General features: G+C 56.1%; 19 protein-coding genes, 1 tRNA gene, 1 other RNA gene and 1 pseudogene. 12 read left to right on the top strand and 10 right to left on the bottom strand.

All coding sequences use genetic code 11. From position 1 onward, the window contains the following. Positions 1-56 precede the first annotated feature (56 nt). From IPN69_10460 to IPN69_10435, 6 genes are all read left to right on the top strand, one after another. Positions 57-2,135 (top strand): phenylalanine--tRNA ligase subunit beta, encoded by a 2,079-nt coding sequence (locus tag IPN69_10460; protein MBK8811136.1) that lies wholly within the window; start codon positions 57-59, stop codon positions 2,133-2,135. Between the two features lie 1,571 nt (positions 2,136-3,706). After that, positions 3,707-3,988 (top strand): hypothetical protein, encoded by a 282-nt coding sequence (locus IPN69_10455; protein ID MBK8811135.1) that lies wholly within the window; start codon positions 3,707-3,709, stop codon positions 3,986-3,988. 5 nt (positions 3,989-3,993) lie between these two features. After that, positions 3,994-4,347 (top strand): cell division protein ZapA, encoded by a 354-nt coding sequence (locus tag IPN69_10450; protein MBK8811134.1) that lies wholly within the window; start codon positions 3,994-3,996, stop codon positions 4,345-4,347. Positions 4,348-4,451: 104 nt separating this feature from the next. Further along, the gene (locus tag IPN69_10445) at positions 4,452-4,886 is read left to right on the top strand and encodes a hypothetical protein (GenBank protein ID MBK8811133.1); all 435 of its coding nucleotides are present in this window, start codon (positions 4,452-4,454) and stop codon (positions 4,884-4,886) included. A gap of 17 nt (positions 4,887-4,903) precedes the next feature. Continuing rightward, a non-coding RNA gene (gene ssrS, locus IPN69_10440) (6S RNA) lies at positions 4,904-5,114 on the top strand. Between the two features lie 89 nt (positions 5,115-5,203). After that, positions 5,204-5,980 carry a TIGR00282 family metallophosphoesterase gene (locus tag IPN69_10435; GenBank protein MBK8811132.1) on the top strand — a complete coding sequence of 259 codons (777 nt, stop codon included), beginning with the start codon at positions 5,204-5,206 and terminating at the stop codon, positions 5,978-5,980. Positions 5,981-6,091: 111 nt separating this feature from the next. Here the strand turns inward: IPN69_10435 and rho are convergent, their stop codons facing one another. Together rho and IPN69_10425 are read right to left on the bottom strand one after the other, a co-directional pair. Next, entirely contained in the window at positions 6,092-7,495 is a 1,404-nt protein-coding gene (rho, locus tag IPN69_10430) for a transcription termination factor Rho (protein MBK8811131.1), read from the bottom strand. A 210-nt stretch (positions 7,496-7,705) separates the two neighbouring features. Continuing rightward, positions 7,706-8,299, bottom strand: coding sequence for a YihA family ribosome biogenesis GTP-binding protein (locus IPN69_10425; GenBank protein ID MBK8811130.1), 594 nt, complete (start codon positions 8,297-8,299; stop codon positions 7,706-7,708). A 210-nt stretch (positions 8,300-8,509) separates the two neighbouring features. On the opposite strand from IPN69_10425, the gene IPN69_10420 reads away from it, so the two are divergent. The 5 genes from IPN69_10420 (at position 8,510) to IPN69_10400 (ending at position 10,841) form a co-directional block, all read left to right on the top strand. Further along, on the top strand, positions 8,510-8,776 hold the full coding sequence (locus IPN69_10420; GenBank protein ID MBK8811129.1) for a type II toxin-antitoxin system ParD family antitoxin: 267 nt from the start codon (positions 8,510-8,512) through the stop codon (positions 8,774-8,776). Positions 8,777-8,780: 4 nt separating this feature from the next. Then, on the top strand, positions 8,781-9,059 hold the full coding sequence (locus IPN69_10415) for a type II toxin-antitoxin system RelE/ParE family toxin (GenBank protein MBK8811128.1): 279 nt from the start codon (positions 8,781-8,783) through the stop codon (positions 9,057-9,059). A gap of 410 nt (positions 9,060-9,469) precedes the next feature. After that, positions 9,470-9,787, top strand: a complete 318-nt coding sequence (locus tag IPN69_10410) for a transposase (GenBank protein MBK8811127.1) — start codon at positions 9,470-9,472, stop codon at positions 9,785-9,787. Further along, positions 9,753-9,977: a hypothetical protein gene (locus IPN69_10405; GenBank protein MBK8811126.1), complete on the top strand. Its 225-nt coding sequence runs from the start codon at positions 9,753-9,755 to the stop codon at positions 9,975-9,977. Before IPN69_10410 ends, IPN69_10405 begins: the two co-directional genes overlap by 35 nt. Before the next feature lie 525 nt (positions 9,978-10,502). Continuing rightward, entirely contained in the window at positions 10,503-10,841 is a 339-nt protein-coding gene (locus tag IPN69_10400; GenBank protein MBK8811125.1) for a transposase, read from the top strand. Positions 10,842-10,957: 116 nt separating this feature from the next. Here IPN69_10400 and IPN69_10395 read toward each other — a convergent pair whose 3' ends face one another. From IPN69_10395 to IPN69_10360, 8 genes and pseudogenes are all read right to left on the bottom strand, one after another. After that, positions 10,958-11,098: a hypothetical protein gene (locus tag IPN69_10395; protein ID MBK8811124.1), complete on the bottom strand. Its 141-nt coding sequence runs from the start codon at positions 11,096-11,098 to the stop codon at positions 10,958-10,960. A 32-nt stretch (positions 11,099-11,130) separates the two neighbouring features. Further along, a complete protein-coding gene (locus IPN69_10390; protein MBK8811123.1) occupies positions 11,131-11,475 on the bottom strand; it encodes a hypothetical protein in 345 nt (114 codons plus the stop codon). A gap of 185 nt (positions 11,476-11,660) precedes the next feature. Next, complete coding sequence (gene lon / locus IPN69_10385) at positions 11,661-14,087, bottom strand: endopeptidase La (GenBank protein ID MBK8811122.1); 2,427 nt, start codon at positions 14,085-14,087, stop codon at positions 11,661-11,663. A gap of 356 nt (positions 14,088-14,443) precedes the next feature. Further along, positions 14,444-15,683: pseudogene (clpX, locus tag IPN69_10380) on the bottom strand (ATP-dependent Clp protease ATP-binding subunit ClpX). Between the two features lie 140 nt (positions 15,684-15,823). Continuing rightward, positions 15,824-16,408 carry an ATP-dependent Clp endopeptidase proteolytic subunit ClpP gene (gene clpP / locus IPN69_10375; GenBank protein ID MBK8811121.1) on the bottom strand — a complete coding sequence of 195 codons (585 nt, stop codon included), beginning with the start codon at positions 16,406-16,408 and terminating at the stop codon, positions 15,824-15,826. A 178-nt stretch (positions 16,409-16,586) separates the two neighbouring features. Next, positions 16,587-18,002 carry a trigger factor gene (gene tig / locus IPN69_10370; protein ID MBK8811120.1) on the bottom strand — a complete coding sequence of 472 codons (1,416 nt, stop codon included), beginning with the start codon at positions 18,000-18,002 and terminating at the stop codon, positions 16,587-16,589. A 67-nt stretch (positions 18,003-18,069) separates the two neighbouring features. Continuing rightward, positions 18,070-18,154: transfer RNA gene (locus IPN69_10365), tRNA-Leu, on the bottom strand. A gap of 129 nt (positions 18,155-18,283) precedes the next feature. Then, the gene (locus IPN69_10360) at positions 18,284-18,553 is read right to left on the bottom strand and encodes a hypothetical protein (GenBank protein ID MBK8811119.1); all 270 of its coding nucleotides are present in this window, start codon (positions 18,551-18,553) and stop codon (positions 18,284-18,286) included. A gap of 105 nt (positions 18,554-18,658) precedes the next feature. On the opposite strand from IPN69_10360, the gene IPN69_10355 reads away from it, so the two are divergent. Next, positions 18,659-20,164 (top strand): UDP-N-acetylmuramoyl-L-alanyl-D-glutamate--2,6-diaminopimelate ligase, encoded by a 1,506-nt coding sequence (locus tag IPN69_10355; protein ID MBK8811118.1) that lies wholly within the window; start codon positions 18,659-18,661, stop codon positions 20,162-20,164. The last annotated feature ends 411 nt before the right edge of the window (positions 20,165-20,575 follow it).

Raw genomic sequence — 20,575 nt, 5'->3', positions numbered from 1 at the left:
GCTCTGCCGTTTCGTGTCGTCTTTAATGTAAGGGCTGCGCCCGAGATGTACTTGCTATGCTTATCAGCTACAATTGGCTAAAAGACCTTATTGACATCGACCTGTCGCCGCGCGAGGTGGCAGACAGACTGACGTCCGTTGGCAATGCCGTCGAAGGCATCGAGGAACATGGCGATGATTTCGTGTTCGACATCGATCTCACCTCGAACCGCGGTGATTGCCTTTCCCACTGGGGCATCGCGAGAGAACTCAGCGTAAATTCGGATTTGGGATTTGGGATTTCGGATTTTGACGAAGTTCCGAATTCCGAAATCCCAAATCCGAATTTGGTCAGCATCGTCGACGCTGATCTTTGTTACCGCTTCACCGGCCGCATTATCCGAAACGTCAAGATCGGGCCGTCGCCGGAATGGCTCGTAAAACGGCTCGAAGCGGTCGGCGAGCGCTCGATCAACAACGTCGCCGACATCACCAACTTCGTGATGCACGAACTCGGCAATCCGATGCATTCGTTCGATCTTGCAAAGCTCAGAGAGAATCGCATCGTCGTCCGCCGCGCGCGCGCCGGCGAAACCATCAAGACCCTCGACGAGGTCGAACGCAAACTCGATGAGTCGATGCTGATGATCTGCGACGCCGAAAAGCCGGTCGCGGTCGGCGGCGTGATGGGCGGATTCGACTCCGGCATCACCGAAGGAACCAACGAAGTCCTGCTTGAGGTCGCCTATTTCAACCGCGATTCGATCCGGCAGACATCGCGCAAGTTAAAGCTCTCGACCGAAGCGAGCCATCGGTTCGAACGCGGCGTCGATATCGAAAATCTGAAACGCGCTTCGGACCGCGCGACACAGTTGATCTGCGAACTCGCCGGAGGAATCGCCGGCGAGTTCGTCGACGTCTTTCCGACAAAACCGGAACCGAAGACTATCGAATCAAACGACATCGAAACGGCCGTCAAACGTCTCACCGGACTTGATGTTTCTGAAGATCAGATCATCAAGATCCTCGATTCGCTCGGCTTTCAATCGCAAATCGCAAATCGCAAATCGCAAATCTTCCACGTTCCTTCCTGGCGGCACGACGTCAGCATCGAGGAAGACCTGGTCGAAGAGGTCGCGCGAATCGTCGGATACGACAAGATCGGCGAGGAACTCGCCCCGGCATTCGGCGCCGGCGAGTATCAACCGAACGAGATGCGCAAGTTTCATTTGCGCCAGACGCTCGCGAATCTAAGCTTCGACGAGGCGATCTCGTACAGCTTCATTGACACGAAGTACGACGGTCGCTTCCAGTTGATCGACCGACTGGTCGACGAGAATCTTGACGAGAAGTTCATTACCCTGCGGGATTCGATCATCGAGGGCGCGACGCGAATGCGTGCGACGTTGATTCCCGGATTGCTCGAGGCAGTGCGTACGAACCTTAATCAACAACAGCGCAATCTGGCTCTGTTCGAACTTGGAAAGGTGTTCGCCGCATCGTCGGAAGAAAACGGATTGCCGGTCGAGCGCGAACTTTTCGCGCTCGCGATCAGCGGCGGCAAAGTACTGGAAAACAAGGCGTTGCCGGTAAGCGAGGTCGATTTTTACGACGCCAAAGGCGCGCTCGAAAGTGCGTTGGATGCCATCGGCGCGCCGGCATTGGAGTATTCGGCCGCGGATGTTTCGCATCTTCGGAGCGGACAATCCGCCACTGTTTGGCTCAACAGAAAGCAAGTCGGGACGATCGGACGCCTCTCGGACGAGGCCGCTGGTCTTTTCAAGTTTCGGCAACCCGTTTACGTCGCCGAGATCGATCTCGACGCGGTACTTGCCGCCGAAACGGATACGGTTTTGTACAGGCCGCTCTCGGTTTATCCGTCGATCCAGCGCGATGTGTCTTTTCTCGTTAAGCGCGGTCTGACCTTTGCGTCCGTCCGGGACGCGATCGAGCGCGAGCGGTTTGAATTGCTCAGAAAAGTGAGTTTTTCCGACGTATTCGAGGGCAAAGGAGTGGCCGGCGACGAACGCTCGCTGACGGTCCGGCTCGAATATCGAAGCGACGAGCGCACATTGCTCGAGGAAGAGGTCGAAAAGGTCCACGGCGCGATCCTCGAATCGATCGAACGCGAACTCGGAATCAAACCTAGGCAGTGAGCGGTGAGCGGTGAGCGGTAAGCGGTGAGCGGTAAGCGGTGAGCGGTAAGCGGTGAGCGGTAAGCGGTGAGCGGTCAGCGGTGAGCGGTAAGCGGTGAGCGGTAAGCGGTGAGCGGTCAGCAGTGGCCACTGACCACTGACCACTGACCACCGGCCACCGGCCACTGCTCACGGCTCACTGCTTACCGCTCACCGCTCACCGCTCACTGCTCACCGTGTCCCGCGATGTCCCTTGTTTTTTTGTGATGAAACCTTTTTTTTTTTTCCGTTTACGCGTTGGGGGGGCTCCGTTCCGGGGGGCGGCGCCGGGGGGGGGGGCCCCCGGGGGGCCGCCCCGGGGGGGCGGGGGGGGGGGGGGGGGGGGCCGTGGGGGGGGGGCGCCGGTTTGCGCCCCTTTTTTTAAAACCCCCGGCCCCCCCGGCCCCGGGGAACCCCGCCCCCCGCCCCCCCGGGCGGGGGGGGGGGGGGGGGGGGTCCGCGCGTTGGGGGGGGGGGGGGGTTGTGCCCCCCCGCCCCCCCCTTGGGCTTTCCCCGCGGGGGTAGGGCCTCCGCCGCCGGCGGGGGGGGGCGGTTTTTTTTTTTCGGGTCCCGCTGGCGGGCGGGCGCTCGGGCCCCCCCGGCCCCCCCCCCCCGGTGTTTTGCGCCCTGGGGCGGGCCCGGGCGTTCCCCAATTCCCCCCCGGGCCGCCCCCCCCCCCCCCCCGCCGGGGGACGGGCCCCCCCCCCCCCCGCCCCCCCCCCCCGCCCGCCCGCCGGCCGGCCCCCCCCGGGGCGGGGGCGCCCGGGGGCCGGGGCCCCCCCCCCCCCCCCCGGGCGGGCGGGGGGGGGGGGGGGGGGGCGGGGGGCGGGGCCGTGGCCCCCGGCCGGGGGGGGGGGTGAGCCGCCCGGCCCGGCCCCGGTTGCCCCCCCCCCCCCGGCCGGGACACGCCACACCACCCGCCGCCCCCCCCCGCCCCGCCGGCCCCCCGGGCCGGCCCCCCCCCCCCCCCCCGGCCCCCCGCGGCGCGCCGGCCCGGCCCCCCCCGCCCCCCCCCGCCGCACGGCCCCGCCCCTCTCCCCCCCCACGTGCCGCGCGGCGGCATTTGCGGTGCTCCGGTCGCCTCTCGGCGATCACCGGCAGCTGCTCCTGCTCTTCCAACATCTGGACGTTCGCTGGTGAAACGCCTGCCTTGCCCCCCCCCTGCTTCTGCCCGACAGCCTGCTCCAGCTCTTTCACCTTTCCTTCAACGCCTTGACTTTCTCGTGTCGCTCAGCTCTCCGCACAGCCGCTCCTGTTTCTCATACGTGAATACTGACGCATCCATGCATATAGCAACCGGGAAACCTGATATCGCGGCTCACCTCACTGACCGACGTGACGCAACGCTCGATCTCACCCACTTTCTTCGCCTGAACCTTCACTGGTGACTCAAAACCGCCGTCCACCTTTTCAGGCACCGCTCACTGCTCACTGCTCACCGCTCACCGCTCACTGCTTACCGCTCACTGCTCACCGCTCACTGACTTGAAGTTTTCGCAAAAACTGAACATAATCAAAACGCATTACAACTCAACCCAACTTTGGAGAATTCAATGAACGGTCTTGCAGGAATGGAAAAGTTCTCGCATCTCGAAGACAAAATCTATCTCACGATCGAGAACGTCAAAAAGATGCGTGACGAAAAGGATCGGCTCGAAAATGAGCTTCGCTCGCTACGCCACGAGGTGAGCAGCCTCTTGTCGGAGAAAAACCGGCTCGAGGTCAAGATCGAGGACCTGCTTTCGGAACGCGACGCGATCCAACTCAAGGTCGAGGCAATGCTCGATGCGATCACGATCATCGAACCCGACGTCGCCGAGGCGCTCGGAAGGTAAGCCCGATGATTGGAACAACGAGAGGACGAACCGAAGTGACCGAACAATCAATCCGAGTTGAAATCTACAATCAGACGTACAACATTCGTTCGGACGGCGACAACGAGTACATTATGCGTCTCGCGGAGTACGTCGACGGCAAAATGCGCGAGATATCGTCGGGCACGCTGACCGTTGATTCACTCAAGGTCGCAATTCTCGCCGCGCTTCACATTGCCGACGAGTTTCACCAGCTGAAGAATATCCAGGAACAGACCGACGCCCAGATAGCCTCGCGCAGCGCCGAAATGACCGAGATGCTCGATCACGTTTTCAAGCAAAAAGACGTCACGCCGCAGGAACTTGAGACGGAGCAGTAGGGGAAGGCAAAGGGCAAAAGTAAAAAGGCAAAAGTAAAAAGGCAAAAGTAAAAAGGCAAAAGGCAAAAGTAAAAAGGGCAAAAGACAAGGGGCAAAAGGCAAAGGTGGAAAAGGAAGGACTGTACCTTTTTACTTTTGCCCTTTTTACTTTTGCCCTTTTTACTTTTGCCTTTTTACTTTTGCCTTTTTACTTTTGCCTTTTACTTTGCCTTTCACTTTTGCCTTTTACTTTTGCCCTTTTACTTTTGCCTTTTACTTTTGCCTTTTTACTTTTGCCTTTTTACTTTTGCCTTTTTACTTTTTCCTTTTTACTTTGCCTTTTTACTTTTGCCTTTTTACTTTTGCCTTTTTACTTTTGCCTTTTTACTTTTGCCTTTTTACTTTTGCCTTTTTACTTTTGCCTTTTTACTTTTGCCTTTTTACTTTTGCCTTTTTACTTTTTCCTTTTTACTTTTGCCTTTTTACTTTTGCCTTTTTACTTTTGCCTTTTTACTTTTGCCTTTTTACTTTTGCCTTTTGCCTTCCCCGGCGTGATATAATCACCTCCAGCAGAAGAACTCCACTGCGGGGTTCGTCACCGAACGACATAATAATTGAGCCAACACTAATTGATCGGGAGGCCAATGCCGCGTTCAGTGCAGTCTTTCAAAGCAAAAGGTCTGCCGGAGAACGGGGCTCGGATGCGGCGAAGAAATTCGACGCAGAAGGCCGCCCACCTGTCTATACAGGTTCAATTTTTCCGTTTGAACGGCCATCGCGGTCCTCTTCTGCTAACTATTCAGTCTCTCGTCTCAGGTTTCAATGCATCGGTCGCAACACTCCGGCAGATGTATGAACGCTTGGGACTTTTCAGTTTATGAATGTGCTTATGATCGGCGATGTCGTCGCGCGCCCGGGAAGGCGGATCGTCCTCGACAACCTCGCCGAGATCCGCAAAACATACAGGATCGACATCGCAACGATGAACGCCGAGAACGTTGCGGGCGGTTTTTCGATCACCCCGCCGATCGCCGACGAACTGTTCGCCGCCGGCATCGATTTGATGACTTCGGGCAATCATATCTTCGACAAACCTGAGGTAATTCCGTATATCGAGAAAAATCCGAAACTCCTCCGTCCCGCGAATTACCCACCTGCAACACCCGGAAAAGGGCTTTTCGTCGGCGAGATAAATGGCTTTCGGATTGCGGCGCTCAATCTTATGGGGCGCGTTTTTATGCCGACCGTCGACGATCCGTTCCGCGCCGCGAACGACTGCGTCCGGGCGATTCCGGATGACGTCAAGATCCGGCTCGTCGATATGCATTGCGAGGCGACGAGCGAGAAATACGCGATGGGCTGGTTTCTTAACGGGCGTGTTTCGGCGGTCGTCGGTACGCATACCCACGTCCAGACGGCCGACGAGCGGATTCTCGATAAGGGCACGGCATACATCACCGATCTCGGAATGACGGGAAGCTACTCGGGCGTGATCGGAATGGAAAAATCCCACGTTATCGAACGCTTCACCAAATTCCCCGCTCCGCGTGCCGAACACTCAAAAGGCGACGTTTGGCTCTGCGCCGTCATCATCGAGATCGACGAAACAAGCGGAAAAGCAACGAAGATCGAACGGATTAGAATTTCGGACTGAGGGATTTCTGAATTCGAATTTCGCGATTTGGGATTTGGGATTTCCTATTTCGGATCGGCCGTTATCAAAGTCAATCAATCCGAAATCAGAAATCCCAAGTCCCAAAATGCGTTAGCTTTGCATCGATGCGAGGAACTCGGCGTTCGTCTTGGTCTTTCCGAGACGTTCGAGGACGACTTCCATCTGCTCGACCGGCGAGAGCGGGTTGAGTACGCGGCGCATAACCCAAACGCGGGCGAGGTCTTCCTTGCTGATGAGCAGTTCTTCCTTGCGTGTTCCCGAACGCTGCAGATCGATCGACGGGAAAAGGCGCTTGTCCGAAAGCCGGCGATCGAGATGGATCTCGGAGTTGCCGGTTCCCTTGAACTCTTCGAAGATGACGTCGTCCATACGCGAGCCGGTATCGATCAGCGCGGTCGCGATGATCGTCAGGCTGCCGCCTTCCTCGATGTTGCGCGCGGCGCCGAAAAAGCGCTTCGGGCGCTGCAACGCGTTCGAATCGATACCGCCCGACAGGATCTTGCCCGACGGCGGAACGACGGCGTTGTGGGCGCGTGCGAGACGCGTGATGGAGTCAAGCAGAATGACGACATCGCGCTTGTGCTCGACCAGCCTTTTCGCCTTCTCGATCACCATATCGGCGACCTGCACGTGACGCGTCGGCGGTTCGTCGAACGTTGAACTGATGACTTCGCCCTTGACCGAACGCTGCATATCCGTCACTTCCTCCGGACGTTCGTCGATCAGCAGAACGATGAGCGTTACTTCCGGATGATTTTCGGTGATCGAATTCGCGATCGTTTGGAGCAGAACGGTCTTACCGGTGCGCGGCGGCGCGACAATCAGCGCGCGCTGACCTTTCCCGATCGGTGTCACGAGATCGATGACGCGCGCCGAAATGTTGTCGATCGTCGTCTCCATCTTCAACTGATCGTCCGGATAAAGCGGCGTCAGATTGTCGAAGAAGACCTTCTCGCGCGACTGTTCCGGCGCTTCAAAATTGATCGCCTCGACCTTGATCAGCGCAAAGTAACGCTCGCCTTCTTTCGGCGGGCGGATCTGTCCTGAAACCGTATCGCCGGTCCGGAGATCGAATTTGCGGATCTGCGACGGACTGACGTAAATGTCGTCCGGTCCGGGAAGATAGTTGTACTCCGGTGCGCGCAGGAACCCGAAACCGTCGGGCAGAGTTTCGAGCACGCCTTCGGAAAAGATGAAGCCGCTCTTTTCGGTCTGCGCCGCAAGAACCTTGAATATCAATTCCTGCTTGCGCATACCCGAAGCGCCTTCGACGCCCATTTCCTTGGCTATGTGCGTCAGTTCCGAGATCGACATGTCTTTGAGGTCGGTCAGATCGAGGTTCACACCCGACGGAAGCGGATTCTCCTTTCGCCGCACGGGTTCGGGCGCCGGTTGTTCTTCCGGCATCATCTCTTGTGGTTCTTCAGGTGCAGCCGTCGTTTCTTCGACGCGACTCTTCTTTGTCACCTTCGGTTTTGCTATTTTGGTTGCCATTTTGTGTCCGTTGTCTGGGTAGTTAGTTTGCAGTAACGCAGAGATTTGGGATTCCGCACAGAATCTCTAAATCCTACTTAGTTGAAAAGCTAAACTCGTGGAGAAAATTGTCCGGAAAGTTCAGAAATTGTGCGTTAAGCTCTCGAGCTTTCTCAAAACCCTTGAGTTTTTTCTGGAATGCATAATTATTACAGAGTCCAAGAGGAAAAATCAACCCATTTCTTTACTTTTCGCGAAAGATTTTTCAATATGCGACCAAACCACGTCGCGGCCCTTTCCGGTCGTCGCCGAATATGGCACGACGGTCGAGTCCGGCATCGCTTGCTCGATGTCCCGAATGTTCTTGATCAAATGGTTGCTCGAGAGCTTGTCGGATTTCGTCGCGACCACGATCGAGTTCTTGCCGTGAAATCTAAGCCATTCGCAGAGATTGAGATCAAGTTCCGTCGGCTTATGGCGAGAATCTACTAATTGTATGAATAGCATAAGCTCGCGGCGGTTGACAAGATATTCTTCCGCCATCTTGCCCCAGTCCTTGCGCATCATCTTTGAGACCTTCGCATAGCCGTAACCGGGAAGGTCCGCAAAATAAAAGGAATTGTTGATCAGAAAGAAGTTTATCGACTGCGTCCGGCCCGGAGTGTTGGACGTCCGTGCGAGGCCCTTGCGTTGGATGAGCGAATTGATCAGGCTCGATTTCCCGACATTCGATCGCCCGAGAAACGCGATCTCCGGAAGTCCGTCTGGGACCCAGTGAGCGCGCTCGAAGGCGCTCTTGATAAACTCCGCCGATGTTATTTTCACTGTTCAATTGTTTTCGCGAACGCGGCCGATGTCAATCCAAGAGAACGCAATTCGTTGACGGCAAACGATTTCTTGGGTCGATGAGGAACTCGTGATTTCGCTTCGAGCAACTGCAACGGGTTCTCAAGAGCCGACCGCCGACGGTCGATAACAATGATTGTTACGATCGCCAACGAATGTTATTATCAAAGTTCGTAAGGAGGATTTTCAATGAACGTCTCTTTAACACCGGAACTAGAGCAAATTGTTAATTTCAAAGTCAAAAGCGGGTTGTACAATTCAGCCAGCGAGGTTGTCCGTGAGGGACTGCGACTCCTTCAACAGCGCGACGAACTCCGCGAACTGAAACTCGAGGCGCTGCGGACCGAGATTCAAAAAGGCGTCGATGACCTTGAGGCCGGAAGATTCTCAGATGGCCGTTTGGCGATGCACGAAAAGCGCGACCTCTTGCTGAAATTGAAGGAGAACAGTGGCTAATTACATCATCACGTCGAGCGCGGAGCGGGACATTGATGAGATTTTGCGCTTCATCGCCGTTGATGATCTCGACGCGGCAATCGCATTTTTTGATCGGCTCATCGACCGTTTTGAAATGCTGGCGGAAAACCCGAGGGCCGGTCGCGATCGTACGGAACTAAAGCAAGATTTGCGAAGCTTTCCCGAAGGCAATTATCCGGTGTTTTACAGAGAATGGGCCGGGATTGTCGCGATCGTCAGAGTATTGCACGGCGCACGGGACCTGGACGAGCTTTTCGGCTGATCGAAGCGGCTGCCTTATTCAAATTGGACGATCCAAAACTGAAGATTCAATCGGGCCCGCGACTTCGGCGCCTGATGTGCGGCGATGCTCGGCGTCGCCGTCCGCTTCCCAAACAACCAAGCGGCTCCGCCGCCTCCGACGTTCACGCGTTACTCCCGAACGGTCCAGAATGCGGAAACGCGCACGGAGTAAGCGTGCCGAGGCTGTCTGAAAAGTCCCCTCGGGTTCGGCGATTTTCGGTCTCGGGAGTGTTGTTTGAATTTCGTCGAGTTGCATACGTGGGTTATAATACTAAGTATGATACACGAGAAAAGGAAGAAGGTGGTCTTCAAGCATTACGATCAGAACCAACCGATGTTGTTGCCGCCGAGCCTGGATGATCTGGTGCCCCGAACCATCCGGTGCGCGTTGTGAACGAAGTGATCGAGCGGATCGACATCGGCGTGCTTGAGCTTGGGTACAAAGGCGGCGGAGCGTCGAGCTACCATCCGCGGCTGCTTTTGAAGGTGCTGGTTTACGCGTATCTTCGGAATATCTATTCGTCCCGGAAGATCGAGCAGGCGTTGCAGGAAAACGTGCATTTCATGTGGCTCGCCGGCAACGCGAGGCCGGACCACAACACGCTGGCGGACTTTCGGTCGAAGCGGCTGAAAGATCATCTTGAGAAGATCTTTTCGCAGGTCGTGCTGCTGCTTGTCAAAGAGGGGCGGTATCGTTGCGGGAAGTGATACTGACGGGACGAAGATCGAGGCGAACGCGAACCGGTACACGTTCGTCTGGGCAAAGACGGTGGAGCGGAACAAGCAGCGGATAAGGGAACAGTTGCGTGACGTGTGGAAGTACGTCGAGCGGGCGAGCGCGGAGGAAGAGCAGGCGCCGAACGAGCCGGATTTTGAGGCGGTGGACCCGAAGCGGTGACGCGCGCGAGAGCGATCGACGAGGAGTTGCTGAAAGCCGAGCCCGATGCGAAGACACACGTCGGAAATTGAGGCGGAGTTGCCGGGCCGGGCGGCGAAGGTCGAGGCGCAGGAGCGATGCTGGACGGGCGACGAAGCAGTTCGAAGACCGATCATGACGCGACGTTCTGAGGATGAAGGAAGACCATCTGGAACGGGCAGTTGAGACCGGCGTACAAGCCAGCTGGCGACCGAGGGCATTTTCTGACCGGGTACACGCTGACACAATCGCGGGGACACGACCGCGCGCCGAGCATGTCGGCAAGATGATCGAAACGTACGGAACGGAACCCGAAAGCGGACCGATGCGGGTTACGGCAGTGAAGAGAACTACGCCTATCTGGAGAAACGGGCGATCAAGGCATTTGTGAAGTTTCCGGGTTCGATTCCGGAGCCCAAGGGAAGTTCGCGGCAGACAACTTCAATACGACGCGGACCGATACTTACCGGTGTCCGCGGGGCACGTGATGGAGTTCTCGGAGGATCCGTGAAGACGACGCAGAACGGCCGGAAGCAAAACGTCAAAATCTACCGGACCGAGGCCTGCGGCGGATGTCCGATGCGGGCCAATGTTCGAAGGGCGAGGGGGACGGTCGATCGAGCGCAACGAAGAAGTTCTGAGGCACCGGCGCAAGGCGCGCGAGATGCTCGAAAGCGAGAAAGGCGTCGAACGGAGGAAACAACGGTACGAGGTCGAGGCGGTGATCGGAAACATAAAGGAAAACAAGAAATTCAGAAGGTTCTTACTGAGGGGTTGGCAAAAGTACAGATTGAGATCGGATTGATCGCGATCGCACACAACCTGCAAAGGCTGGCAACCGTCTGAAAAGCGGAAATGCGCTCGGCGACCGGCCAACTGATGACGGCCAAGCGGACTCTCCCAAAACAGACAACAGAAAAACGGCAATCCCGGAGACTTTCTGAGTGACTTTCCAGACAGCCTCATCCGTCATCATACGTTACCGTCGTCATCCCGAGCGCGTCGAATGACCACGCCTCGACCGCTCCGCGGCCGTGCACGCTCACTCCGTGCGCGTTTCCGCAATGATTCAGGGATCCGCGCAGGGTCCAGTCGATCGTCACGTCCCGGCGCGATCAGGTTGAGTTTTCGTTACTCAAAACTCCTTGTTCCAAGCCGGCAGCTGACCGTATCGCTCAAAATGTTCCTGCATCAAAAGGCCTTCGACGTAGCCGGGCAAATGATGGTTGCGTCCGTCGATCGTGACGAACCAGTAAATGTCCAACCCGTCGATATTCTCCTCGGTCATCTTCCGATCAAAGAACTTCTGTCGCGGAATACCGTCCTGCTTATCGTTGATTTCGTCGCGGAGCGTTATAAGGCGGACCTTGCCGTTTCGCGAGACGGCGCGGGATTTGCCGATATAGACCAAGTCGATTCGCCCCTTCGCCAGCCGCACGACATAGAAGACCCCGGGCAGTGCAGGAATCTCGTGACTCAATCGCTTGAGATTTCCGCCTTCAATGAAAAAGAAGTGTCCGTTATTTTTGTAAATTTTCGTTTCGTCAAACATCGCCACCTGAATCCGGAAAGCCGCGAACTCAGTTCACAAAGCTCCCGGCTGAATTACGAGCGGGGCGTGCCGACGATTTTGAAGCGGTCAGCGGTTTGCCCCGACTGAACTGCCTATTCAACGATCGCCGTCGGGACGGCGATCGCGGGCTTTTCGGACCAAACCTGAGGCGCTTCGATCGCGGTTTCCGGGTCCGCCTTCGGCTCAAGCGCGAACTTCAAAACCTCGTCGATCATATCGACCGCGTGGATCGTCAGGTCCTCGCGCACTTCTTCCGGAATGTCTGCGAGGTCCTTTTCATTGTCCTTCGGCAAGATGATTGTCTTGAGTCCGAAGCGGTGCGCGGCAAGGAGTTTTTCCTTGACGCCGCCGATCGGCAGGACCTTTCCGCGCAGCGTGATCTCGCCCGTCATCGCCAGATCGTGGCGTGCGCGCTGACCGGTCAGGATCGAAACGATCGCCGTCGCCAGCGTGATTCCCGCACTCGGACCGTCTTTCGGGATCGCGCCCTCGGGCACGTGTACGTGCAGGTCCTTTTCGTTGAATTCGTCATTGCTGATGCCGAGCGATTCGGCGCGCGTTTTGACGCAGGTCAGCGCCGCCCGCGCCGATTCCTGCATCACCTCGCCCAGTTTCCCGGTCAGCGTGACATTTCCCTTTCCTTTGACAAGCGTCGCCTCAACCTGCAGAACGTCGCCGCCGACCTCAGTCCAGGCGAGTCCGTTCACGAGTCCGACTTCGCTCTTGCGCGCGATGTCCTGTTTGCGGAAGCGGATCGTCCCGAGAAGTTCCCGAACCTTTTCCGCATCAATGACGGCGCGAAAGTCTTCTTTGGCGGTCGAAACGACATACTGTTTCGCGATCTTTCGCAAACAGGAAGAAACTTCGCGTTCGAGATTGCGGACTCCCGCCTCGCGTGTGTAGTGGCGGATCACCTCAAGGATCCCGTCATCCGAGAACCTGACCGCTTCGCCGTCGAGACCGTTCCCGTCGGCCTGCTTCGGGATCAAATGGCGTTTCGCGATCTCGCATTTTTCGCGTTCGGTGTAGCCCGAAAGATGGAGTATCTCGAGGCGGTCCTGGAGCGCCGGCGGAATTGTATGGAGAACGTTCGCGGTGGCGATGAAAAAGACCTGCGACAGGTCGTAGTCGACGTCGAGATAATGGTCGCGGAACGTATTGTTCTGCTCCGGATCGAGAACTTCGAGAAGAGCCGCCGACGGATCGCCGCGGAAATCGCGGCCGAGTTTGTCGACTTCGTCCAACAAAATAACCGGATTTACCGTACCGGCGCGCTTCATCAGCTGGACGATCTGTCCCGGAAGCGCTCCGATGTATGTTCGCCGATGGCCGCGGATCTCGGCCTCGTCGTGGACGCCGCCGAGCGCAAGACGAACGAACTTTCGCCCGGTCGCGCGCGCGATCGACTTGCCCAGGGACGTTTTGCCGACGCCCGGCGCACCGACGAAACACAGGATCGTGCCCTTCGGATTTTTGACGAGTTGCCGGACGGCGAGATACTCGAGGATTCGCTCCTTGATCTTCTCGAGCCCGTAATGATCTTCATTCAGAACCCGTTCGGCTTCTCCGAGATCTTCGATCTCTTCGGTCCGCTCTTTCCACGGCACGTTCAGCAGCCAGTCGATATAGGTACGTGATACGGTCGATTCGGCGGACATCGGCGACATCGCTTCGAGGCGCCCGAATTCGACCATCGCCTTGTCGCGGGCCTCGTCGGACATTCCGGCCTCTTCGATCTTTTTCTTGAGTTCTTCGAGTTCGACCTTCTCATCCTTGCGCCCGAGTTCCTTGTGGATCGCCTTGATCTGCTCGTTCAGATAATACTCGCGCTGATGCTTGTCCATCTGCTTCTTGGTGCGAGCGTGGATGTTGCGGTCGAGTTGTTTCTTTTCGATTTCGGCTTCGAGAATGTCGATAAGTTTCTGCAATCGCTCCTGAACCGACGAGGTTTCTAGCAATTTCTGCTTTTCATCGACGGAGATCCGCAGATGCGAGGACATCGCGTCCGAGATCTGCGCCGCCGAGATTCCACGCAGCGAAGCGTGCAACGCGTCCGAATATGCATCCGGCGAGACGCGAAGCAGTTGTTCGACAAGATTATGGATCTTTTGCAAAAGCCCGTCGGTGCGGTAACCGGATTCGTCGACCGAATCGACCTTGCGGACGTAGGCGTAGAACATTCCGTTCGCATCCTGTTCGACGCGGACGGCGACGCCGCGGTCGCGTCCTTCGACGACGACCTTGATCTGTCCGTTATCCTGTTTCTGCGCCTGCAAAATGCGGCCGAGCGTGCCGATGGTATAAACCTGGTCGGCGTTCGGTTCGTCGACCGACGCGTCGTGCTGGGTCGCGAGAAAGATGTTGCGCTCGCCGAGCATAGCCTTCTCAAGCGCCATCACGGAACTCGATCGGCCGATCTTGAAAGCAACCTTGGTGTACGGAAAAATGACGACGTCGCGGATCGGAACCATCGGAAACCGAACGATATCCTTCGGCATTTGGTCTGAAAACTCTTGCATAATTTTTCTATCGAACTGGGACTGATTTGCTTTCGATAAAGTTCTATTAACCGTTGATTTCTGATTTTAAATGATTGAACGGCGGAAATCCAAGCGATTTTCAATTTTCAGCCAGAAAGCCTGCTGAGAGGAAGACAGGCCGACGTCGCGGAAATCGCCGTCGGCGATCGCCGATAGAGGTCAAAGGGCAATGATCAGACCGATGCTGTTGGCGTTGTTTTTGCGGTTACAAATCAATCGGTAAGGTTCCAACTGCGAATCCACGCGAAACTGCGCGAAGGAATTCCGAAATCAAAGGCCCGCGACATACTGCCCCGGGCCAATCCAAAATCAAAAATCTAAAATCCCAAATCGAACTATGCCGCTTCGTCGAGTTCGGCGATGACTTCGAAGACCGGAGCCTTTCGTTCGATCATCTCTTTCGTGATCAAAAGTTCCTTGACTTTTTTCTGCGACGGCAGGACGTACATCGACTCAAGGAGTATCTCCTCGAGAATCATCATCAGTCCGCGCGCGCCGACCTTGCGTTTGATCGCTTTGCGGGCGATCGTCTTGAGCGCGTCATCGGTGAACTTGAGCCGGATGTTGTCAAACTCGAATTTGCGCTGATACTGCTTGATGAGCGCGTTCTTCGGTTCGGTCAGGATCTGCAGGAGCGCTTTTTCATCGAGTTCCTGAAGCGTCCCGAGCACCGGGAGCCGTCCGACGAATTCAGGAATCAGCCCGTAATGGATCAGATCCTCGGGTTCGAGTTTCTCGATCGCCTCGTTCTGGCGCTGCTTGCTGGTCTTGACGTCCGCCGAAAATCCGAGAGACTTGTTGCGAAAACGTTTTTCGACGACCTTTTCAAGTCCGATGAACGCGCCGCCGCAGACAAAAAGGATGTTCGTCGTATCGACCGGCGTGAATTCCTGTTGCGGATGTTTCCGCCCGCCCTGCGTCGGAACGTTCGCGACCGTCCCCCTCGAGGATCTTGAGCAGCGCCTGCTGGACGCCTTCGCCCGAGACATCGCGCGTGATCGACGGATTGTCGTCCTTGCGGCAGATCTTGTCGATCTCGTCGATGTAGATGATTCCGTTCTGTGCGCGTTCGACGTCGCCGCCGGCGGACTGGAGGAGACGGAGCAGTATCGTCTCGACGTCCTCGCCGACATAGCCGGCTTCCGTCAAACTCGTGGCATCGACGATGCAGAACGGGACGCTCAGCACGCGGGCGAGCGTCTGCGCCAGAAGGGTCTTGCCCGTCCCGGTCGGCCCGATCAGGAGAATGTTCGATTTCTGAAGCTCGACATCGGTTCTCCGTTTGGCGAGTTCGATGCGTTTGTAATGCTGATAGACGGCGACCGAGAGACGCTTCTTGGTCTCATCCTGCCCGATCACGTATTCGTCGAGGAATGATTTCAGTTCCTGAGGTTTCGGAAGCGCCGTTCGAAGTCCCGCGGTTTCAGCCTGCTCGTCATCGTTGATGATCTCGTTGCAGATGTCGATGCATTCGTTGCAGATGTAAACGCTCGGACCGGCGATCAATTTCTTGACCTCGTTCTGAGATTTGCCGCAGAAGGAGCAGCGCAGGATTTCTTCAGGTCGACGTATCATTTGATTTGCGATTTTCGATTTTCGATTTTCGATTTGCGATTGCGCCGGTTCTTTTTCGATTTGCGATCACGCCGGGGCGTTTTCGATTTGCGGCTGTGCAGAGAGACCAATCGCAAATCGCAAATCCCAAATCGCAAATCCTACTTCTCTCTATGTTCGATCACTTCGTCGATGAGCCCGTATTCCTTCGCCTGCATCGGCGACAGGATCCGGTCTCGCTCAACGTCCTTTTCGACTTGATCGAACGGTTGTCCGGAATGATCCGAAAGGATTCTCGATGTCATTTCGCGCATCCGGAGGATCTCTTCGGCCATAATTCTGACGTCCGTCGCCTGTCCGGACGCGCCGCCCGACGGCTGATGGATCAGGATTCGCGAGTGCGGAAGGGCGAAACGCTTGCCTTTGGCTCCGGCCGTCAGAAGCAGAGCACCCATCGACGCACACTGTCCGACGCAGATCGTCGTGACGTCGTTCTTGATGAACTGCATCGTGTCGTAGATCGCCATTCCGGCCGTGATCGAACCGCCCGGCGAATTGATATAGAGGTTGATGTCGCGTTCGGGATCTTCCGCTTCAAGAAACAGGAGTTGGGCGACGATCAGATTCGCAACCATATCGTCGATCGGCGTACCGATGAAAATGATGCTGTCTTTAAGGAGGCGCGAATAAATGTCGAAGGCACGCTCGCCACGCGAAGTTTGCTCGACAACCATTGGAACTAACATATCTTTTTCTTTTGTCCTTATCTATGAATTTCGGGCAGTTTGTTCAAGAGTTGCTTTAAGCCAATGAAGATAAGTTATTGAAATAACAGGCTGATGCCGTCAAAAGCATTCTACAACTTATCTTCAAAAATGCAAAACCGGATACAGATCCCGCCCGCCCCTGACTTTCAAAGAGATCCTACTTCTCTTTCTTTGCCGCTTTTTTCTTTGGCTTTTCGCCTTCCGAAGCAGCTTTTTTCGTCTTCTTCGCTTCGACTTCCGGCTCCGGTTCGACAACCGGTTGATTCGGATCCCGCCACTCGCCGTCGGTGATCTTCGCGTTTTCGAACACGGCTTCGACCGCCTTTCGGGTGCGCAGTGTGTTCGAAATACTCGACTCGACGCCTTCCTGTTTGCGGATCTCATCGGCCGTTACGCCGTAATACTCGGCCATCTTGCCGATCTCGTCGCTGACCTCATCATCGGAAACGACGATGTTCTCAAGTTCGGCGATCTTCTCAAGCAGCATCGCCCCGCGGACGTCAAACTCCGCTTGCTGACGCATCTGCTGATACGCCATTTTGATGAAATCTTCCTCGACGTTCTTGAGATCGAAACCGCGGCTCTGCATATCGCGGGCGAAATTGTCGAGCAGATTGCGCGCCTGGCTTTCAATGAGCGCGTTCGGAATCGGGAAACCGTGTTTTTGGATGAGCGCGTTGATCAAATCGTTGCGCACGCGTATGTCGGCTTCTGATTTCGCCACCGCTTCCAGGTCCTTGGCCAATTTCTTGCGCAGATCCGCAAGCGATTTGTAGCCTTCGTCGAGGCTCTTCGCCCAGTCGTTATCAACTTCGGGCAGCTCGATCGTCCCGACGGATTTGATCGTCGCAGCGTACGATACTGTCTTTCCGGAAAGGCTCGGAGCCGAAAACCCTTCGGGATACGTGACCGTAAACTCCTTCTCGTCGTCCGCTTCGACGCCCTGGAGATTGTCGGTAAACGACTTCTCGATCGAATCGTCGCCGAGTTTGATCTCGAGATCGGACAAAACTATCGGTTCCTGTTCCTCGCCGCCGACAAAGGTCCCGGTCAGATCGACGATCACCGTGTCGCCGTCTTTCGATTTCCGTCCCTCGACAGGGATCAGGCTGGCGAAATCCTGTCGGCGCGCCTCGATCAGTTTATCGATCTCGTCATCGGCGGTCGGCTTGACACGGCGAACCGCTTCCGCGCCCTTGTATTCGGGAGTCGGGATCACAGGCATCACTTCGAAATGAATATGAAGCGAGAGCGCTTCCGTTCCGTTGACCTTCATCGTCTCCCAATTCTCGAAATGAAGGTCGGGTTCGGTCAAAGGCATCTGGCCGTGTTCCTGGATCGCCTCGGTGACGCGATTCGGGAGCAGTTCGCGAATGACCTCGTTCTTGATGTCTTCTTTGTACCGGAGACGCACGACGTCAAGCGGCGCAAAGCCCTTTCGGAAACCCGGGACGTTCGCGATCTTCGTGTATTTCTGGCTGACCTTGTTGTAAACGTCGCGGACCGCTTCAGCGTCGATTTCGATCTTGATCTCGCGCTCGATCTCGGATACTTCGATAAGTTCTGTTTTCATCTGGTTGATTTGAATAATCTTGTGTAAATGTCTGCGTTCAAAAAGTCGTGATGATTTCGATTCAATCTGGTGCCGAGAGCGAGACTCGAACTCGCACGCCTTTCGGCACAGGCTCCTAAGACCTGCGTGGCTACCAATTACACCATCTCGGCAATAATGCGGAAACCGTCTTTTCCAGACGACTTCCGCAAACTTGAATTTAGCGTTTTTGAAAGGGAAAGTCTAGCGGTCCATTTTCGCGTCTCGCGCTTTAGGCCCCGGCTCGGGAACAAGGGGGAATACTACTTCGGAAGATACTTCTGACGGTATTCTTCGAGCGCGCGGTCCGAGCCTTCGAATTCCGCGATCGTGATCGGCGACTTTTCTTCGAGCGAACGGCCGGATGAACTGTTCCCGAACAGAAGCTTGTATCCGCCGTAACCGACGAGTCCGATGACGCCGGCGTAGACCAACAGCCAGAACAGTCCGAAGATGATCCCGACCAACCAGTAACCGACGACCAAGACGGCCAAAATTCCGATCACCAGCAGGATAAGTTTGATAATGTCCATTTCGCCCTCCTTCGCAAACTCGATCTCAAGCCATTGTCGCAAATCATTCCTGAAATCGCTATAATTCTTCCTGATTTTGGAAACGTTTTTTTCGAGGATAAAGTTTTGACTTTTATTTCAGCTGACCTGAAGACGATAGCGGACGGACTCGGCGCGAAACTCACGGGCGACGGAAGCCTCGTCGTTTCGAACGTCACCCACGATTCGCGACAGGCGAACAACGGAGCGCTGTTTGCGGCCATTCGCGGTCTGACGATGGACGGCCACCGGTTTGTCGAGGATGTGATGCGGCGCGGAGCCGTCGGGATCATCTCCGAACTCGAATGCCCGGAAGGCTTCAGCGGTGCCTGGCTTCAGGTCCCGGATGCTAGAGAGTCTCTCGCGAAAGCGGCATCGATCATCTACGGAGATCCGTCGCACGATCTGAAACTCGTCGGGATCACCGGGACGAACGGCAAGACGACAACGACCTATCTGTGTTTTGCGCTCGCCGAGGCGGCCGGCGACAAGGCGGCAATGCTGACCACGGTCGAATATCGGATCGGCGACAAGAGCGAACCGGCCGTTCGCACCACTCCCGAAGCGTCCGATACGAACAAATTCCTTCGGGAAGCGCTCGACGACGATTGCGGGATCGCGGTGATGGAAACGTCATCGCAGGCGATCGATCTTCACCGCTGCGACTGGCTGCGGTTCGAGGTCGCGATCTTCACGAACCTGACGCGCGACCACCTCGACTACCATCTGACGATGGAGAACTATTTCGACGCCAAGCGAAAACTGTTTGACGGCCGATTGGGTGAACGGCCGAAGGCGTCGATCATCAACATCGACGATGAATGGGGCCGCAAACTCGCCGAAGGGCTTCGCGCGGAAGGCGCGAGCGTGACAACGTTCTCGCAGCTTTCCGAGGCCGATCTGTCGGCGACTGAAATTGACGTCTCGCTGCTCAAGGGCACGTCGTTCCTGCTTCGCTCGCCGGGCGGTGAGCGCCGGATAACTTCCCCGTTGGTAGGACGCCCCCACGTTTACAATATGCTTTCGGCAACCGGCGCGGCGCTTGCGCTCGGCTACGATCTCGACGCCGTCGCGCGCGGACTCGAAACCTGCGTCGGCGCGCCCGGGCGCTTCGAACGCGTACCGCACGACGGAGATTTTGCGATCGTCGTCGACTACGCACACTCCGACGACGCGCTCCTCAACACGCTGAAGACTGCCCGTGACCTGACAAAGGGCCGGATCATAACGGTCTTCGGCTGCGGCGGGGACCGCGACAAAACAAAGCGCGGGCCGATGGGCGAAGTCGCCGGTCAGAACAGCGATCTGGTGATCATCACATCGGACAATCCGCGTACCGAGGATCCGCTCAAAATCATCGAACAGATCGAAACGGGAACAAAAACGACCTCGACGCCATATCTGGTCGTTCCGGACCGCCGCGACGCCATCTTTCAGGCGATTTCCAAGGCAAAACCGGAGGATGTGGTGCTGATCTGCGGAAAGGGACACGAAACGTATCAGATCGTCGGGAACGAAAAGTATCATTTCGACGACCGTGAGGTCGCCGTCGAAGCGCTCGCCAAACTGGCCGAGATCAGAGATGACAGGTAGAAAAGGGGAAAAGGCAAAGGGCAAAGGGCAAAGGGGAAAAGGCAAAGGGCAAAGGGCAAAGGGGAAAAGGCAAAAGGGGAAATGAAAAAAGGCAAAACGATCCATGATCTGCGGTTTGCCTTTAGCCTTTTGCCTTTTGCCTTTTGCCTTTAGCCTTTAGCCTTTAGCCTTTAGCCTTTTGCCTTTTGCCTTTAGCCTTTAGCCTTTAGCCTTTAGCCTTTAGCCTTTAGCCTTTTGCCTTTTGCCTTTTGCCTTTTGCCTTTTGCCTTTAGCCTTTTGCCTTTTGCCTTTTGCCTTTAGCCTTTAGCCTTTTGCCTTTAGCCTTTTGCCTTTAGCCTTTTGCCTTTTGCCTTTAGCCTTTTGCCTTTGCCTTTTGCCTTTTGCCTTTAGCCTTTTGCCTTTTGCCTTTTG

This window comes from Acidobacteriota bacterium, from assembly GCA_016715115.1.
Classification (GTDB): Bacteria; Acidobacteriota; Blastocatellia; order Pyrinomonadales; family Pyrinomonadaceae; genus JAFDVJ01.
Note: the sequence above shows the minus strand (reverse complement) of the source record. Positions and strands in the feature narration are given on the sequence as shown.

Bases quoted from the DNA above. Each gene is read 5' to 3' on its own strand.
- IPN69_10460 (MBK8811136.1), top strand. From the start codon at position 57: ATGCTTATCAGCTACAATTGGCTAAAAGACCTTATTGACATCGACCTG.
- IPN69_10455 (MBK8811135.1), top strand. From the start codon at position 3,707: ATGAACGGTCTTGCAGGAATGGAAAAGTTCTCGCATCTCGAAGACAAA.
- IPN69_10450 (MBK8811134.1), top strand. From the start codon at position 3,994: ATGATTGGAACAACGAGAGGACGAACCGAAGTGACCGAACAATCAATC.
- IPN69_10435 (MBK8811132.1), top strand. From the start codon at position 5,204: ATGAATGTGCTTATGATCGGCGATGTCGTCGCGCGCCCGGGAAGGCGG.
- rho (MBK8811131.1), bottom strand. From the start codon at position 7,495: ATGGCAACCAAAATAGCAAAACCGAAGGTGACAAAGAAGAGTCGCGTC.
- IPN69_10420 (MBK8811129.1), top strand. From the start codon at position 8,510: ATGAACGTCTCTTTAACACCGGAACTAGAGCAAATTGTTAATTTCAAA.
- lon (MBK8811122.1), bottom strand. From the start codon at position 14,087: ATGCAAGAGTTTTCAGACCAAATGCCGAAGGATATCGTTCGGTTTCCG.
- clpP (MBK8811121.1), bottom strand. From the start codon at position 16,408: ATGTTAGTTCCAATGGTTGTCGAGCAAACTTCGCGTGGCGAGCGTGCC.
- tig (MBK8811120.1), bottom strand. From the start codon at position 18,002: ATGAAAACAGAACTTATCGAAGTATCCGAGATCGAGCGCGAGATCAAG.
- IPN69_10360 (MBK8811119.1), bottom strand. From the start codon at position 18,553: ATGGACATTATCAAACTTATCCTGCTGGTGATCGGAATTTTGGCCGTC.